The following is a 17373-nucleotide window of genomic DNA, read 5'->3' on the forward strand; positions in this document are numbered from 1 at the left end:
CACTGTGGCGGCCCGCAGCAGTTCGTGACTTCGCACCTCCCCTGCGGTCACGTCGCATGCCTCTTCCAGCGCTGACAGCGCGCATCCAGTTCCGCTTTACACGTTTAGGGGTAACGCGACGTGGAACGCAGCCCCTGCACCAGGTGTACTCTCCGCCCACACCCGCCCACCGTGACGCTGCACCACCTTCTTCACCATCGCGAGTCCCACCCCGTTGCCCTCGAACTCGTCCGCACGGTGCAAACGCGAGAACATCCCGAACAGCTTGTCGGCATACTGCGGGTCGAAGCCAACGCCATTGTCGGTCACCGTGACGACGACCTCACCAGATTGCTCGCACGACGAAACCGTCACGACGGGCGTGGGGTTGGGCGCGCTGTACTTCACGGCATTCCCCAGCAGGTTGACCATCACCTGCCGCAACAGGATCGCGTCTCCCCGCACGGTTGGCAGGGTGTCCAGGCGCATTTCCACCTGCGCACCGCCAGCCTCCAGGTGCAGGTCCTGACACGCTTCCCGTACAACGACGTTCAGGTCCACGTCGCGTACGCTGATGGGCTGCCGGGACGTGTGCGCAAAGGACAGCAACGCCTCCGTCAGCGCTGTGAGCCGTAAGGCGGACGTCTCGATGATACCCAGCGGTCTGAGCACCCGCTCCGGCGCGTCCTCGCCCACGGCACGGCGCAACACACTGCTGAAGCCCATAATGTGCCGCAACGGTGCGCGCAGGTCATGCGACACGCTGTAACTGAACGCGTCGAGTTCCGCGTTGACCTCCTCCAGTTCCGCCGTGCGCCGCGCCAACCCCTCGACAGCCTCAGCACGCTCAAGGGCCAGCCGTACCTGGCCCAGTGCCGTCTCCAGCAGCGCCCGATCCGCTGGGGTCCACCCGTGTTGCTGATACAGCGCGATCACCAGCACCCCGAATGAGCCGTTTCCCGTCCCGACCGGGAACGATGCCGTGGACAGCAGCCGCATGAGGGCGTCCAGCGGAACATGCTGGGCGCTCGGTTGGTAGTGGTCCTGGTACAGTGGCGCCTGAGTCTCGAACGGCAGGTCCAGCACCGGCGCCTCGCCGCGGGGCAGCCCCCGCGACAGGGCGACCTCGAAGGTCCCGTCCGGCATCTCGCCGACCAGGCTGCGGACCTGCCAGCGACCGCCATCCAGTTCAAAATACCCGGTGAGACCGTGAGGCAGCAGGGTCAGCAGAATCTGCTGCGCCCGGCGCAGCAGATTCACCCGGTCGGTCTCCACGGCTAGGTCACGGCTGAGCACCCCGAACGCGTCGAGCGCACGGTTTCGAGCGGCGAGCTCACGGGTCCGGTCTTCGACCGTGCGTTCCAGCGTCGCCGCCCACTGCTGCGCCTCCTGGTACAGGCGCGCGTGATCGAGGGCCACACCCGCCCGCTGCGCGAGTTCCAGGGCGAAGTCGAGATCCTGAGTGTCGTAGAACCGTTCGGTCTCCGTGAGCGCAAAGGCCAGCACACCAACCGTGCGGCCATGCGCGACCATTGGGACGCACAGGTACGACCGCAGGCCCAGCGCGTGCAACTGGCGGGTGTGCTCCGGGGTGCGTCCTTGCAGGTCGATCAGGGCGGGCGTGACGACCGGCACGAAAACCGCCTGTCCCGTCCGCAAGACTTCGGGCGCGCCGCCCGGGTCGTCGAGTCGGAGCGGCATGGCCGTCGTCACGGCGCGCACAAGCTCAACCTTTTCGGGCTTCTGGTGGGCCACGGCGACCACCCTCAGTTCCTCACCGTTTGGGAGGTACACGGCGCACCAGTCGGCTACAGCAGGCACTGCGAGTCGCGCGAGGCTCTCCAGGGTGGCGTTCAGGTCCAGCGAGTTCGCGAGGTCGCCGCTGGCGCGAGTAAGGAACGCCCCGTACTGGCGGATGCGGGCCTCCGCTTCCTGAGACCGGGCACGCTCAAGGGCCTGTGCGGCCTGAGCGGCAACGGCTTTCAGGAAGGCCTGTTCCGCCGGGTCGAACAGCCTGGGCGTGAGAAAACTCAGACCGAGTGCGCCGAAGGTATGGGCCCCGAACTGGAGGGGCAGCGCGGCCCAGGCCTCGTGGGTGTTTGCGACGCTCAGCAGTGCCTGGAATGACTGCTCGGCCTCCTCGCGGGAATGAACGAACACCGCATGCCCTTCTCGTGCTGCGGTGGCGAGCGGGACAGGGGAGGCAAGCGGGAAGGTTGCCCAGCTCCGGAAACTCTCCTCGGTCAGGCCGTTTGCGGCGATGACGCGCAACACCTCGTCCTCCTGATCGAGGGTCACCACCACGGCAAAATCCACCCCGAGTGCGGGTGGAACGATCTGCACGAGCACCTCGGCCACCTCGCGGGCGCTGGACGTCCCGATGAGGCTGGTGCTGATGGTGGCGAGCGCGCGGACATGGTCCTCGGCCTGTTTGCGTTCGTGGATGTCGCGGTGGTAGACGATCAGCCCACCGGCACTGGGATACGCGTCCAGGCTGACCCAGCGGCGCATCACGACGGAGAACACCTCGAAGTGAGCCGCACGCTGGGAGCCGAGCGCGTCTTGCAAGCGCTGGTACCCCTCGCCGGTCACAACCTGCGGGAGAACGTCACCCATGGTCTTTCCGAGGGCGTCGGGAGTAAGACCGAGGGCGCGCTGGGCCGCAGCGTTGAAGAAGGTGAAACGGAACCCGTCGTCGAGGATGTAGAAGACGTCCTGAACATGATCGAGGAGCTCAGGCAGGGTGAGCTGGATCACGTCAAGGGCTTCTGGCGAGTCGGGCATTTGGTTGCTCAGAGTAACAGTGGAACCCAGAACGTCTGTACGAATTCCGTAGAAGAGGGTCAGTGCCTTGTCCCCGTGCGGAGACGCCGTGCCGTTGAAAACGTCAGCATGATCGCCACGACCGCCAGCCCCGCGATGCCCCAGGATCCATACACCCCCAAACCATCGGCCAGCGTCGAGAGCGGATTGTCCAGGCCCAGCCGCTGTCCCAGCCAGCCCAGCGACGCCAGCGCGGCTACCGACGCTCCACCCACCCGCACCGCCGGATATGCAGGTGTGCGCGCGAGCAGGATCAGCCACGGCAGCGTCAGGGCCATCACTACGAGTTGCATCGCCTCAATGCCCAAATTGAAGCCCAGCAGGCTCAGCGCCATCTGCCCCGCATTCAAGTTGAGTTCAGCCAACGTGAACGAGAAGGCGAGGCCGTGAATCAGGCCGAAAAATCCAGCCACCAGCACCTCGCGGCCTGGAAAAACCGGGCGCAGGGCATGCACAGCGCTGATCAGAATACTCAGGGCGATCAGCGCCTCGATGGGCTGGGCGGGCAGATCCAGGCGAGCCAGCGTGCCCACAATCAGGGTCAGCGAGTGCCCCGCCGTGAAGGCCGTGATGATCTTGAGGATGTTGAGCAGTGAGTGGCGCGTTCCTGCAAATCCGCCCCAGTGGTTCAGTCCGGCCAGGAGCGGAGCGGGCAGCAGCAACGTCAGCAAAAACAGCAGATGGTCGGTTCCCGCCGCGATGTGCGAGACGCCCAGTCTCAGCATGCCCACGAAGCCCGTCCAGAGGCTGCCCCCGTCGCGGTTGACCACCAGCGGCGCGACGGTACCGTCCACTGGATTGACCCGGATGACGCCCACCTCAGCCGGGGTACCCTCAGGCGTCACACCTGCCGCCCAGTCCTGACGCACCGACACCAGCGCCGAGTGCGTGACCACCTGATGCATCACCGCGTCGTAGTTCAAGGTAAAGGCGCGGCTGCTGGCCCCAGCAGGTGGTGTCAGGGTCAGGTGGGCGTTGAGCTCCTGGTATGGCCCGCTGGCGGTCTGCTCGGCGTTCCCGATGCTCAGGTCATCCACCGCCACCGTCCACGCCTCACCATCCGGCGTGGTGGGCCGCAAGTGTTTCAGGAGGTAGGCCCGCCACTCGTTTTCATGGGCGGCGAGCAGGGTGTCTGAATCGCCGCTCAGGGTTTCATGCAGCGCCAGCCCCAGTTCGGAGAGGGGCAGCTGCATCTCGGCTCCCACCGCCCCCTCGTGAACGTCCAGCAGGATCACCGAACTCGGCATCGGGTGGGCCAACGCAGGTGAGGTCAGGGCCAGCAGAAACACAAGCAGAAAACGGAGTAGGGGAGTGCGGGTCATGGCTACCTCAGTGGGGGAGAGTGGGATCTCAATGAACGTGGCTGGCTGGCCCAGAAAAGCGGATTGAGGTATCTGGCTGGCCTGAAAAGGGAGGAAATCCCATCCAGACCTGCGGTTGAGGGTGTTCTCAAAAGGTCAGAAGCTGAAGCTTGCACCGTAATCGCGGGTGTGGTCCCGCCAGACGGTGTGGTAGTGAAGCTGTGAGCTGTACACCACGCCGTTCTGACACACGAACTCGATCCAGACGCTTGGCCCGTCGATCCGCACGTAATCGGCATTGGTGCTCAGGCTGGCATGACCGGAATAGGCGATGGAGGTGTCGTTCAGTTCGCTCTCGTAGGTGGCGAGCAGCGCGGCGGCCGTAGTGGCGTCGGCATCCTGCACCCAGGGCTTCATGGCCGCGAGCACCAGCGCTTTTTGTGCGGTACTGAGGCTGCCGACCTTCAGGCCTGCCTTGGTCGCCGGGAACTTACCGTCCTGCTTCGGGCCCAGCAGCACGTCACTGAAGGTTTGTGACAGTTTGGCGCTGGCCAGCTGACTGCTGCTCAGCGAGGCCAGCATGGCCGCCATGCCCGTCTGCTCCTGATACAGCGGTGCGTACGTCGTGGTGGCGCCGCTGGTGCCGGGCGCGGTGCAATTGTTGGCGCTCACGGCGGTGCCCGTCACGCTCCAACACTTGGGTTCGACGCCCTCGAACAACGGCGTTGCGCCCACCACCGCGCCGTTGTTGTAGGTGATATTGACGGCCAGGTGATGTCCACCGAACTGGAGTTGCCAGACGCCGGTGGCGCTGGGCGCGTTTAGAAAGGCCAGGTAGTAGTTGCCGGAGGAGTACCCACCGCCCGGGCCACCCGGTCCCCCGCCGCTGCCTGCTGCTCCCAACACGTCGTCGGCGGCCAGAATCTGCATGGCCTCCTCATAGCCCTCGTCGTCGCTCGTCCCCATGGCCGCCGACACAACCGCCCTTGCGGCCGCCAGTTGTGCCGCAGTCAGGCTACTGAGCACGATGCCGTTGCGACAACCGGATCCGCACGGCAGGTTGGACCAGTTGATCGCCAGCGCTTGGGTGCGGTTCAGCACCACGCTTGCCTGCTGGGCGGTGGAAAGGGTGGCCAGAAACGCAGTTGCGGCGCTGAGCACGGCGCTGTCATTGCTGCCCCCACCCGGGGTGCCGATGCTCACCGTGACGGCCTGCGAGGCGGTGGCTGTATTGCCTGCCGCGTCGCTGGCCTGCGCGGTGTAGGTCAGGGTGCCGTTGTTGGCGGAGGTCAGGGTGTCGGTATAGGTATACGGCGCGGCCGTGTCGGTGGCGATCACGGTGCCGTTCCGCGAAAAGACGACCTGGGACACGCCCACGTTGTCGCTGGCGGTGGCGGTCAGGGTGACGCTGCCAGCGGCGCTGAGCGTACTGGGCGTGGCCGTGAGCGCGACGCTGGGCTTGGTGATGTCCGTGGTTGTGATGGGCTCTGTCCCACAGCCGGACAGGAACAGGGCCAGGCTGACCGGCAGGCCGAGCCACAGGGAACGGGCAGAACTGGAACGCGGCATAGGAATCTCCTTGAGGCGAGGGAGGAAGTCCCCCGCCCCGATGACCTTAAAAGGAAGTTGTTCAGAACCTGAGTAGGACGCTCAGAACGAGTACTCGCCGCCGTAATCGCGGGTGTGATCGCGCCAGACGGTGTGATAGTGAATCTGTGAGCTGTACACCACACCGTTCTGGCACACGAACTCGATCCAGACACTTGGCCCATCAATCCGCACGTAATCGGCATTGGTGGTCAGCCCAGCGTTGCCGGAGAAGGAGATATAGGTCTCGTCCAGTTCTTGTTCATAGGTTGCCAGCAGCTTGGCCGTAGTGACGTCGTCGGCATCCTGGACCCAGGGCTTCATGGCGGCCAGCACCAGGGCTTTTTGCTCGGCGTTGAGACTGCCGACTTTCAGGCCCGCTTTGGTGGCCGGGAACTTACCGTCCTGCCCCGGCCCCAGCAGCACGTCGCTGAAGGTTTGCGACAGTTTCGCGCTGGCGAGTTGCTCGGCGCTCAATGAGGCCAGCATCTGCGCCATTCCGGCATGTTCGGCGTTCAGCGGCGCGTAAGTGGTCCCGCTCTCCGTCCAGACTTTCGGCTCCACGCCGGTGAACATGGGGGTGGCGCTGGCCACCTGCCCGGCCTTAAAGATGGTGTTGACGGCCAGGTGATGACCGCCGAACTGGAGCTGCCAGGTGCCGTCCGTGCTGGGCGTGCCGAGAAAGGCCAGGAAGTAGGTGCCGCTGGAGTACCCCCCGCCGCCCCCGCCACCAGGGCCACCCGCAGGGGGCGCGCCCGTGGGCGCTCCGGCGGGAGGCGTGCCGCCCTGAGGCGCGTTCGCATTCCCGGTCGGCCGCGTTGGGGGGGTGCCGCCCCCGCCTGCACTGTTCGGGCCGCCCATGCCACCTGAAGCGTTCAGTACGTCGTCGGCCATCAGGATTTGCATGGCCTCGTCGTAGCCGTCGTCCTTGACTGTTCCCATCGCGGCCTTCACCACGGCCTGCGCCGCCAGGAGCTGCTCAGCATTAAGGGTGCTGAACTGAATGCCATTGCGGCAATTGTTGCCACAGGGCAGGTTGGACCATTTGACGGCGTTGGCCTGCGTGGCCGGCAGCAAAACGGTGGCTTTCTGCGCGTCCGTCAGCGTGGCGAGAAAGGCCTGCGCGCTGCACACCACTTTGCCAGTCTGGGTGGGAGCTGCCGCACAATCGGCGGGAACGGCGGCTGTCTGGCCGGGTAGGGTGACGCCCGTGACGGCGACGGTGCCGTCTGCGCCGACGGTGGCGGTGGCGTCCGAAGTCGCGGAGGAGGTCGTCTGAACTGAGCTGGTGGGCGTGGTGCCTGATGTGGATGGGGTGGCGCCGCTGCTGGTGGGCGTGCAGCCGCTGAGGGCCGCCGAGACGATCAGGGCCAGGGTGATAGACAGGTTGCGTTTCATGGTTTTTCTCCCGCGCTCTACAGCGTCATGCCGATCACGAGGGGATCGGCGGTCTCCCGGTGCTGTGTGACTGCCGCTGAGCGTCAGCAGCATGGTGTCGCCCACATGGCCGGAAATGGTGTCGGTACGAGTCATGCTGCTGTGCTGGTCCCGTGTGTTGTGGGGCAAGTGATGCTGCCGCTCTGGGCGTCAGTTCCTCGTGCACGGATCGTCGTGCATCTGGTCATGGGACATGGACCAAACCTCCTGCCCTGGTGATACCGGGCACTTGTTAAGAAGTTGAGTAGAGGGCTGGGCGGTTTTGCAGGCCCGCTGCTACGCTGCCTGCCATGACCCAGGACAGCGCCCCACACCTGCTGATCGTGGAGGACCATCCCGGCCTCAGCGAACTGCTGCGCGAGTATCTGGGTGCACACGGCTACCAGGTCTCTGCAGCGGCTGACGGACACGCCGGCCTGAGATCCGCGCTACACCTGGCCCCTGATCTGGTCATCCTGGACGTGATGCTCCCTGGTCTGGGCGGGCTGGAAGTGCTGCGTCAACTGCGCACGGAACGTGATACCCCGGTCCTGATGTTGACGGCCCGCGACGATGAGGCGAGCAAGGTGCTGGGCCTGGAACTGGGGGCAGATGACTATGTGACCAAGCCGTTCTCGATGGCTGAACTGCTGGCCCGCGTCAAAGCTCTGTTGCGGCGGGCCGGCCTGAAGGACAAGCCGCGCGGCCCCCTGACGCACGGACCACTCAGCCTGCATCCGCTCACGCGCGAGGTCACGGTTCTGGGCGAGGCAGTCAAGCTGACCCGCGCCGAGTTTGAACTGCTGCACGTGTTGATGCTCAGCCCCGAGCGGGTCTTTACGCGCGGCGAGTTGCTCTCGCACCTTCAGGAGGACGGTGGCGGCTCCGAGCGCACCGTCGATGTGCACGTCCGCAACCTGCGCGCCAAACTGGAGATTGATGCGGCACACCCACAGTTGCTGGAGACGGTATATGGCGTCGGCTACCGGCTGAGGACTGTTTCGTGACCACCAGGGGCATGAGCCGCAGTCTGCGAACCCGGCTGATCGTCGCGTTCGCCGCTGTCAGTCTGCCGGTGCTGTTGCTGTTCGCTGGTGGAGCGCTGCTCTACGCGCGTACGGTCTATCTGGGTCTCCGCCAGCAGACGGTCAGAGAGGAGTTGGTGGCCAATATCCGCACCCATGTTCAGCTCACCGGATCACTGGAAGGCCTGCGGCCCCAGGAGCCGCCGCCAGAGGAGCGCGGTCAACCCCCCACCGCGCCTTCCCGCGGCCGTGTGGAGCCGCCGCCCCTGATCGTGCTGGACCCGCAGTTTCGGGTGGCTGTGGCCGCCACGGGGCATCCGCAGGGCCTGCTCATCCCCGTCGCCGACCGTGGCAATCTGACGGCTGTGACGCTGAACGCCCGGCCCGTGGCGTACCTGCTCTCCACCGGCACGCCGCCCCGCCCGGACGCACAGACCACCGCCTTTGTGCGCCGCACGGCGGGGCTGCTGCTGCTGGCGGTGAGCCTGGCGACGGGGATTTCGGTGCTGCTGGGAGCCTGGTTCTCACACCGCTTGCTCGCGCCGCTGCGAACTTTGCAGGGTGGTGTGCGGGCCCTGACCACCACTGGACAGGCCGCGCCGCTGCCCGAAGGCCAGCCGGACGAGCTGGGCGAACTGCTGCGGGCCTTCAACGGCATGAGCGCTGAGCTGGAGCGCCGCCGCATCTCTTCACGGCAGTTCAGCGCCGACATCGCCCATGACCTGTCCACCCCCCTGACCGTGATGCGCGGCACGCTGGAAGCCATGAAAGACGGCACCCTCCCGGCCACGCCCGAACGGCTTTCCCGGCTCCAGACGCAGACCGATCACATGATTCAGTTGAGTGGCGACCTCCGGCTGCTGTCGATGGCCGATGCGGGCGACCTGACGCTCAAGCTCAGGACAGTGAACATCACCGAACTGCTCTCAGATGTTGAGGAGACCTTCTTCGAGGTCGCGCGCGATGGGGGCGTCATCCTAGGGGTCAATGCGCCGCCGGACCTGCACGCCCAGCTCGACCCGCTGCGTGTCACGCAGATTCTGCACAACCTTGTCCAGAACGCCCTCAACCACACGCCGCGCGGCGGGCTCATCACTGTGGCCGCCGGCCTCCATGGTGTGGCTCAGCTCCGCATCACCGTCGCGGACAGTGGCCCAGGCATCCCACCGGAGCAGCTGGAGCGGGTGTTTGACCGCCTGTACCGGGGTGACGACGCCCGCAGCGTGCCTGGCAGTGGGCTGGGGCTGAGCATTGCCCGCACGCTGGCCGAGGCACACGGCGGCACGCTGACGCTGGAGAGCGTTCCTGGAAACGGCACCACCGCTGTCCTCACGGTCCCTCTCAATTCATAAGCAGCGGTCTTAACGGTCAGGTTCAAGAGAGCGTTTGGTGTGAAACGAAAAGGAGGCTGGAGACGCCCCTGTGGCCTGCTCCCCTTTCGTCACGAGTGGGGACGACGTGCTGCTTTAGAGGAGTTGAAGCAAAACCCTTCGTTTCTGCACGGGCCGGACCGACTGAGGCATGGATGGGGGCGAGCAGGCCAGCCAGGCACAGAATCAAGCCCTCTCCGCCAGACCCACGGCGGTCCCTGCTGTTCAGTTGCTGGTCCGCCCTGACAGGCCACCAATGCCACAAAGCCCCACGAACACCGCCGGGGGCCATCACGCCGCCGAGCTCCTGGCGCCAAAAGCTCCTGAGCGGCAGCGCCACAGTTCCGCCCGCTCCAGGGGGGTATGCTGGATGGACCGCTGACCATCAGCCCTGTCCCCTGGTCCTGAAGACCCAGCCGGGCTCATCCCCAAGGCAAGCCTTCAATCCAGGGAGCACCATGGGTCACTCCGACGATGTCAGCCAGGCGCAACCGAAGGTTGCGCTCCCAAACTCCGGCGACCTGCAGCACGAGATTCAGGTCCTGAAAGCCCAGCTTCGCACCGCCGAAGCCATGTTTACCAAAAGCCCCCAGGGAGCCTTCGTCCTGGCCCCCTCCGGGCGCATTCTGGCCGCCAACCGGCAGGCTGGTCTGCTGCTGGGCGTTCCGGTCCAGACGGTCACCGGCCGCCGGTTGGGACACTTCCTGACCCCGGCCTCACAGGCGTCGCTGACCGCCCTGCTTCAACGGGTCTTCGCCACAGCCGAGCGGGTGGAAGACGATCTCGTGCTGTTGTCCCCCGCTGAGAGGCCCCTGTCGGTCATGGTCGCGGCGCAGCGAATCGATGAGGCGGACGAGGCGGCGGGATGCCAGCTCGTCGTCACGAACGTGACGACCTTGAAACAGGCCCAGGTGTTCCTGCTCGACGAAGTCGAGGCGCTCAGACACGCGGTTCAGGAGCACGAGCAGCGCAACCGTCGCCTGGACGAGGAAGTCCATCAGGTGGTCAGCGCCACCGAAGCCCAGTTGTACCTGCACCTCGGGCGGCTGCAGAGCTACCTGAATCTCCACCGCAAAGACGTGGGCCTGGACGGACGGGTCTCCAGCCACCTCGACACGACGCAGGACGTGCTGGACACCACCTTTGTGCTGCTGGAGTCGCTTGGCCGCTACCTGCAGGCGCGGCAACTCAGGCTCCGCTCGACCAGCGTGGATTTGAACCGGGTGCTGGCCGAAGCGCGTAAAGCGCTTCACGGTGTGCTGGCCGGCCGGGAGGTGCAGTGGTCCTCGGCGAGTCTGCCGACGGTCCAGGGCGACAGCAAAGCCCTGCAGATGATCGTGCAGGAATACCTGGCCAACGCGCTCAAGTTCACCCGTACACGTGAGCGGGCCTGCATCCATGTCCTGGTGGAGACCACCGCGGAGGAATACCACATCGGCATTCAGGACAACGGGGTGGGCTTCAACATGCGGCACAAGGACAAGGCTTTTGAACTGTTCGGGCGGCTCCATCCCTGCGGGTCTTACGAGGGCACTGGACTGGGGCTGGCGGTGGTGCGGCGGCTGGCGGAACGTTCCGGGGGACGGGCCTGGGGGGACAGCAAGGTGGACCAGGGGGCGACGTTCTGGCTCGCGTAGCCCAGGGGGGCAGAGGGGAAGCGTGAGGGCCAATCAGCGCGTACCCCGACACGCCTGGACCGGGCTCCCGAAAACTGATCGTTGAGCGGTGGCCCGTCGGCCTGCGGTGACCGGGCGGCACCCTTCACTTGGCCTGTCCAGGCGGCAGCATTGCCTCAATACGCGCCAGTGGCGACACGCTCAAACCCGAGGCGACTGGAGCGCAGCGAGGGACCTCTTCAGGCGGCAGGGGTGGCGAGCTGGGTCTGCCCAGCGTCTGCCAGTGGATCCGGCGCCACTGGCGTTCCCCCGCCAGCGCTTCACATTCCATCTGCCAGCACCGCAAGGTCAGGATGCGGCGCGCAATGGCTGGCAGGAGGTCATCCAGGGAAGTGGTGCGCGCTTCCCGGTCAGTGTCCATAGCCCCTGCATTTTAAAGAATCACTCGAGCCGTGGGTTCAAGGCGGAGAAAGCGCCCTTTAAGGCAGCGCTGGGTCATGTCGAAAAGCCTCAAGGACGATGAAGATCAGGGGAGAGGCAATGACCTCGCCCCACACGCCGCCAGACACCGCGTCAGGATTGACCCTGCTGACCCACTGGTCTCGGTCTACTTCCAAGCGCACGCTACCGGCGCTCTACACTGTGGTATGCCCGCTGAAGAGGAGCATCACCTACCGGAGGAAATCGACGCCCGCGCCGAGCAGACGTTGTTCTCCGCAACACGGCACCACGTCTGGGAGGCCGGATTAATCCAACTCGACACCCTCGAACAGGTCATTCAAGCCGGACAAGAGCAGATCGTGGTCACGCAAGCACTCCGCCAGGTGGTGACCGCCACCTCTATGGGGCGTTGGTGCAGGCGTGGCAGGCCACTCACGAAGTGGCCCCCTAATGTGTTGGGGGCCACCTACGCCGGCGACAGCTAGAAGTCGGGCAACGCAGCAATACTGAACCAGATCTCGGCATAGTCCCCGATGGGCAGAGAAGCGACAGTCACGCTGTAGGAATGGTTGAGGGCTCCCTTAATCGTCGGGCGCTGACCCCGGTTGGTCAGATTCTGAAGGGTGCCCAAGGTCAGGATCTTAGAGCCGCTGGCGAATTTGAAGAGCGCGACTTCCGCCAGGCCCGGCATGTCGTCCTGTCCAAAAACCCGGGTTGAGAGTTTCACGACCTTACCCTGTGCCCGCAGGACGGTCAGCAGATGGGGGGAGGGATCCTGGGGGAGGCGAACGCTATAGGTTTCCTCCGTGTGTCCCAGGACTGGGATGGTGGAGAGGTGGGTGCAGCGGTTGAGCTGGCAGAAGGTGGTCTTGAGGAAGGGTACGGTAGAGCCAAGATAAGGGGTACTGGGGGCTGTGGCCGTGCCAGCAAGTCCCCAACTGCTAAGGCTCAGGACCAGCAGGGCGTTGTTCACGGTGGAGAGGCGTCTCATCGGCTGATGTTAGGTGCAGCGCCATGACATGCGCGTGACGCCACTGCGCTCAGGAAGGTGAAGTCTGCGACCTTTCCAGACTTCCTCAAACAGCTTGGAGACGTTCTTGCATGACTCGCAGATCAGGCGGACGGGCCAGGCCACGTGACACCTGATGGACCTCGTCCCCTTCTCAACTCGCAGGCACAGCTGTGCTGCCGCCGATGCTCATTTCTCTTGCGGCCCTCCTTCGCAGGTCTGCCAGCTCGACCTTCTGAATGGTTCGGCTGGTGACCGTCTTGACGTGGATGCGATCTGCTGCCTGTGATCTATGCGTTCTGGCAACTTAATCTCGGTGGGCTGGTGAGCCAGGCGTGACCGGAGGCCATACCGCCATCGTTTTCCCGTGGGTGTGATCGGCTTCGTTCTTCGGCTCAACCATCGCTTTCCCCTCAGTCAGCGTGACGTCCAAGAGCTCCTCCACGAGCGTGTGATCATCCCTGCGGCAGTGGAACATCAAATTTGCCCCGCTTCTCACTGAGGCATTGCGTCACCGGGAACCCCGCCTCTGTGCCCGGTGGCATCTGAACGAAATGTAGATACTGTCGGCCGATTCATCGGTGGGTGCTAACTCTGCACATGTCTCTCAAAATGGTTCTGGCAACTTGACCTCAGCCGGGATGCAGGAGCGCAGCAGGCAGCTTAAGAATCAAGCTGCCTGCTGTATCACCTTTCTTCAGAGGAAGAGTGCTCCGGTTGAATTGGTTCGTTTGAGGGCAGCGGAGGTCGTCGTTCAGGTCTGGCGGTAAAGGCTCGAGACTCGAGCGTGTCGATCGACCCAGATGAAGTTGCGCCCTTCCCAAGTTGAGAGGCTACGCAGGACTCGGTTCAGGGCCCGTGGCCCCAGTCAGGCGGTCTTTGACCATAAAGTTCGTCAGCAGCTTCCATAAGGGTTCCGGGAGTGTCAGGGCTTCCCGGTCATTGATCGAAAGCGTGGTCTGAATGTCCTGGCTTCGCCCAGCTTCTACTTTCTGTACCCACTCCGGATCGAGCAGGAGCGCACGGCCCAACGCCACAAAGGATGCCCCCAGTTGGAGTGCTTGCACTGCATCCTCAGGACTCCAGACGTTGCCAACGGCAATGAGCGGCGTCTGCGTCCCAAGACGCTCGGCAATCTGTTCCAAGCGGCTGCGCTTCAGATCGTCTCCGCGGCGTGGTTGGCCGGCATACTCCGACAACGACACATGAACATAGTCCAGGTCCTGATCTTTCAGGGCCTCCACCAGACTCAGGGCGTCGTGCATGGTTAAGCCCTGCTCGTGAGGTTCTTCGGGAGAAAAGCGGTAACCCACCAGGAACGGGCCTTGGGCATGGGCGGCTACAACACGCTTGACCTCTGCAATCACGGCCAACGGGAAACGGAGGCGCTTCTCCAGCGAGCCGCCCCACCCGTCAGTGCGGCGATTGCTGTGGCCGGACAGGAATTGCTGAATGAGATAACCGTTGGCTCCGTGGATTTCGACGCCATCAAATCCAGCTTCAATGGCCCGACGGGTCGTCTGCCCAAAATCAAGCACGATGTCTTGAATTTCTTCCTGACTGAGCGCCCGAACTGACACAGGGCTCTCTGAGCGCAAGGGGCTGCCTGGCGGCGGCACATCACTGGCCGAGGCAACGTCGTTGTCGACGAGTTCGGGTGGGGCTTGATGACCAGCATGAAACATTTGAAGGACGGCCCGCGCCCCTCCGCTCTTGACCGCCTGTGCCAGCGCCTTCAGGCTCTCCAGGCGATCATCACGTTCCGCCCCAAATTGACCGTGGAATCCCTTGCCATTCGGCGTGACATAGGTGACTGCCGTGAGCGCCAGCCCAACACCTTTTGAACGCCTCGCGATGTAGTTCAGTTCGGCTCTGGAAACCGAATCGTCAGGATCGGACGACCAGGTGGTCATTGGAGCCAAAACCAGGCGGTTTCTGACGTGGACACCACTCTGGAAAGTGTAGGGCTCGAAGAGCGCGGAGAGATCCTGCATAGGAGATACCCTAAACTTTTCACTGTATAAAATCAAGTAGTACATTTAGCAAACCAATATTTTCGAGATGCAACTGCTCAGCAGCCTCGGGAAATTGAGCGATCCTTGAATGCTAGCCGCGGTGGCGTGCGGCTTGTGCAGGGCCGATGAGGCGGGCATCGGGGCGTTGATCCGCGTGTCAGCGGCCTAGACCATCTGGCCGACGCGTCATGCGAGGGGCCGCCTGCTGAACACTGAACTGTGAAGGAGGCCCCTCCCTGCCCGGGAGCCGGGGAGCTTCTGACTGTGGGCCACCCCGGCACCCTCCCCCAACAACTGCCACAACCCTTTTGCGCCGTTCGGGCAGGCGGCTGGAGCAGAGTGCTGATCGTGCAGTGCGGCTCTGGTTCATTGGATTCGATGCATATGTTTGACAGTTGCTGTATTCGACGCTCTCTTAGAGAAATCAAGACGGCCTTCGGGCCGCTTTTTTTGCCTTCAGGAAGGTCAGCACACCAGCCCATCCCAGTGTGCTGACCTTCGTGTATTTCAAAATGGTCCGGCAAGACGCGTGCACAAGCGAAGGATGGCGCTTGGGCGGCCTGGCGCCGTGGGCGCAGCTGCGCCCTTCATCAAGCTGTCCGTCACCGATACCCGTCCCCCAGGGCATTCCACGCTGTGCTGCACGTTGGTCAGTCCCAAGTCAGTGCCTTTTCATCCCTCCTGGCCGTCGCCTGGGAGGTCAGGAGAAGAAGGCCCTGGAAAATAATCCTGAGGTTTTGACTTGCCCCCTGTCAGGCAGGCGTGAGACTGGCCTGGGTACGTTGCGCTCTGCCTATGCTCACCAACCCGCTGCTGATGAACCTTGCGCTGCTCGTGGCCGGTCTGTTCACGGTCAGCCTGACGTACGTGCGCGCGAGCGTGTCCGAGGCCTGGACCCGGCTCTTGGTGCGCTACGCCCTGATGGTGGGCACCAGCGTTGCGCTGATGGTGAACACCATCCCCCTGGGACCAGGGCTGCTGTACGACTTCCGCACTGTCCCGGTGGCGCTGGCCAGCCGCCGCAACGGTTGGCTGGCTGGGCTCGCGGTGGCCCTGCCTCTGGGCGTGTATCGCTGGCTGCTGGGCGGCCTGGGCCAGGTGCCTGCCTGCATCAATCTGCTGCTGGTCGCCCTGCTGGCTGGCTGGGGCCGCCCCGCTTTTACCCGGCGTTCCGGGAACGTGGGCCCGGCCCTCTATACCCGCTGGAGGGAAGCACTTCAGATCTTTGCCATGGCCAACCTCACGACCTTCGTGGCCTTCGCGCTGGCAGCCAAGCCCGTCGCCGAGGCCCTGGGGGTATACACGCTGTTCACCCTCCTGAGCACCGTGGGCATGGTAGCGGGGCACCTCGTGGTGCAGACCCGTCTCAGTGCTCTGGCCAACGCAGCCACCCTGGGACAGCTGGCGTTCACCGACGGGCTGACCGGTGCCCTCAATCGCCGTCAGTTCGACCTGGATCTGCCACAGGCGGGCCCCGCGTCCTACCTGTTGCTGCTGGACCTGGATCACTTCAAGCAGGTCAATGACAGCCACGGCCACGCGGCCGGGGACCGGGTGCTTGGGGCACTGGCCGACGTGGTCCGCCAGAGTGTGCGTCCGTCGGACCGGGTCTATCGCCTGGGTGGGGAGGAATTCGTGGTGCTGCTGCATCACTGCCAGCCGGATGCGGCGCTGCTGGTGGCCGAACGGGTGCGGGCGAGCATCGAGGGGCGACTCGCGGGGCTGGCTGGCGTGCCAGGGGTCATCACTGTGTCCGGCGGTCTGGTGCCTGCGCGCGGCGCGGCGTCGCTGGCAGCCGCCGATACCTGGCTGTATGCCGCCAAAGCAGCTGGCCGTAACCGCATGTTCTCGTGGCTGGGCGCAGGCGAAAACCTCATGTCCTGAACAAGCAGCACCTGGAGAGTCCAGCAGGCCCTCAGGGGACTGTGGGATAGGAACGCGAGCAATGTCTCGGTGGGATCACGACACGGAGACGGCCTGGTGGCGCGCCTGAGCGTACAGCTAGGGCTGATCCGTGTCGTGAACTCTTTTAGAAAAGATTTTCAAAATATCGGGAATATTGGACTTGCAAGATTGATTTCTGATGGCTTCGGAGCGTAGGCCCATTGGCTCAGCGTAGATGCTCGCACGCTGCCCCTGTCCCTCGCAGGCTGCGTGAGCCTCTACTTCAATGAGGAAGAGCTTCAGCCCTTGATTTTCCACGACCCCGCCGCGACACTGCAGACCACGGGCGACACCCTGTTGTCTGCCCATCAGACCATGCAGTTCCCACATGTCGACGCGCTATTTCGGTACGGTGAACCAGCACTGCAACAGTGGATGGCTGATCTCCTCGGTCAAGCGCCTGAAGCGCTGCTGACGCAGAGTGACATCGGCGCTCCCGAGCACCCTGCACTCGACCAACTGGACCAGAGGCTTCGGGCCGCGCATCCCATGTGGGTGGGGGGTACGGTCGCTCAGCTGGGCGGGTGGTGTTGGGGCTGACCGGATGAAGCCTGGGATGAACGCGAGAACCAGGGACAACGCCTGGTCCTGACGACCTTCGAGAACAGTGAGCCGTGGATTGAAGGGTGGTGGACAGGACACGGTTTTGAGGCCACGGCGCACCTCACCCGAATACAGGAGCCAGGCTGGATCAACAAGGATGTTGTGGCCGTTGAACACCTCTACCGGCGGCGGTTGTGGTGACGAACCCTTCTTGACGCTCCACCAGCAACCACCGCTGACATGCTGCTTTATGTCGTCGGAAAAGCCCATGCTGGACGCACCGGGTGATGGCATGCTCAGCTTC

The 17373-nt window shown here is 64.2% G+C and carries 13 protein-coding genes and 1 pseudogene; 6 read left to right on the forward strand and 8 right to left on the reverse strand.

The window, feature by feature from the left end:
* Positions 1-96: 96 nt before the first annotated feature.
* The 4 genes from HNQ08_RS13160 to HNQ08_RS13175 all read right to left on the reverse strand — a co-directional run bounded on the left by HNQ08_RS13160 (position 97) and on the right by HNQ08_RS13175 (position 7223).
* A complete protein-coding gene (locus tag HNQ08_RS13160) occupies positions 97-2763 on the reverse strand; it encodes a GAF domain-containing protein (protein WP_184132802.1) in 2667 nt (888 codons plus the stop codon).
* A gap of 59 nt (positions 2764-2822) precedes the next feature.
* The gene (locus HNQ08_RS13165) at positions 2823-4124 is read right to left on the reverse strand and encodes a HupE/UreJ family protein (protein ID WP_221284186.1); all 1302 of its coding nucleotides are present in this window, start codon (positions 4122-4124) and stop codon (positions 2823-2825) included.
* A gap of 135 nt (positions 4125-4259) precedes the next feature.
* The gene (locus tag HNQ08_RS13170; protein WP_184132805.1) at positions 4260-5672 is read right to left on the reverse strand and encodes a DUF3500 domain-containing protein; all 1413 of its coding nucleotides are present in this window, start codon (positions 5670-5672) and stop codon (positions 4260-4262) included.
* Between the two features lie 81 nt (positions 5673-5753).
* On the reverse strand, positions 5754-7223 hold the full coding sequence (locus HNQ08_RS13175; protein WP_184132809.1) for a DUF3500 domain-containing protein: 1470 nt from the start codon (positions 7221-7223) through the stop codon (positions 5754-5756).
* A 194-nt stretch (positions 7224-7417) separates the two neighbouring features.
* Between HNQ08_RS13175 and HNQ08_RS13180 the strand changes: the two genes are divergently transcribed.
* The 3 genes from HNQ08_RS13180 to HNQ08_RS13195 all read left to right on the forward strand — a co-directional run bounded on the left by HNQ08_RS13180 (position 7418) and on the right by HNQ08_RS13195 (position 11138).
* On the forward strand, positions 7418-8113 hold the full coding sequence (locus HNQ08_RS13180) for a response regulator transcription factor (protein ID WP_184132812.1): 696 nt from the start codon (positions 7418-7420) through the stop codon (positions 8111-8113).
* 11 nt (positions 8114-8124) lie between these two features.
* On the forward strand, positions 8125-9483 hold the full coding sequence (locus HNQ08_RS13190) for a sensor histidine kinase (RefSeq protein WP_221284187.1): 1359 nt from the start codon (positions 8125-8127) through the stop codon (positions 9481-9483).
* A gap of 476 nt (positions 9484-9959) precedes the next feature.
* Positions 9960-11138 (forward strand): sensor histidine kinase, encoded by a 1179-nt coding sequence (locus tag HNQ08_RS13195; RefSeq protein WP_184132821.1) that lies wholly within the window; start codon positions 9960-9962, stop codon positions 11136-11138.
* A gap of 124 nt (positions 11139-11262) precedes the next feature.
* On the opposite strand, the gene HNQ08_RS13200 is transcribed toward HNQ08_RS13195, so the two are convergent.
* Positions 11263-11538 (reverse strand): hypothetical protein, encoded by a 276-nt coding sequence (locus tag HNQ08_RS13200; RefSeq protein WP_184132823.1) that lies wholly within the window; start codon positions 11536-11538, stop codon positions 11263-11265.
* Positions 11539-11764: 226 nt separating this feature from the next.
* Between HNQ08_RS13200 and HNQ08_RS13205 the strand changes: the two genes are divergently transcribed.
* Complete coding sequence (locus tag HNQ08_RS13205) at positions 11765-12043, forward strand: hypothetical protein (protein WP_184132825.1); 279 nt, start codon at positions 11765-11767, stop codon at positions 12041-12043.
* Here the strand turns inward: HNQ08_RS13205 and HNQ08_RS13210 are convergent.
* Positions 12040-12549, reverse strand: a complete 510-nt coding sequence (locus tag HNQ08_RS13210; RefSeq protein WP_184132827.1) for a hypothetical protein — start codon at positions 12547-12549, stop codon at positions 12040-12042. The two genes, HNQ08_RS13205 and HNQ08_RS13210, sit on opposite strands and share 4 nt — an antisense overlap.
* A gap of 385 nt (positions 12550-12934) precedes the next feature.
* Here HNQ08_RS13210 and HNQ08_RS13215 point away from each other — a divergent pair.
* Positions 12935-13124, forward strand: a pseudogene (locus HNQ08_RS13215) (IS6 family transposase); the annotation flags it as partial.
* A 276-nt stretch (positions 13125-13400) separates the two neighbouring features.
* Here the strand turns inward: HNQ08_RS13215 and HNQ08_RS13220 are convergent.
* The gene (locus HNQ08_RS13220; protein ID WP_221284188.1) at positions 13401-14606 is read right to left on the reverse strand and encodes an NADH-dependent flavin oxidoreductase; all 1206 of its coding nucleotides are present in this window, start codon (positions 14604-14606) and stop codon (positions 13401-13403) included.
* A 771-nt stretch (positions 14607-15377) separates the two neighbouring features.
* Here HNQ08_RS13220 and HNQ08_RS13225 point away from each other — a divergent pair.
* On the forward strand, positions 15378-16466 hold the full coding sequence (locus tag HNQ08_RS13225) for a GGDEF domain-containing protein (RefSeq protein WP_184132843.1): 1089 nt from the start codon (positions 15378-15380) through the stop codon (positions 16464-16466).
* A gap of 399 nt (positions 16467-16865) precedes the next feature.
* On the opposite strand, the gene HNQ08_RS13230 is transcribed toward HNQ08_RS13225, so the two are convergent.
* Positions 16866-17339, reverse strand: a complete 474-nt coding sequence (locus tag HNQ08_RS13230) for a hypothetical protein (protein WP_184132846.1) — start codon at positions 17337-17339, stop codon at positions 16866-16868.
* Positions 17340-17373: the final 34 nt, after the last annotated feature.

The organism is Deinococcus humi, assembly GCF_014201875.1.
Classification (GTDB): Bacteria; Deinococcota; Deinococci; order Deinococcales; family Deinococcaceae; genus Deinococcus; species Deinococcus humi.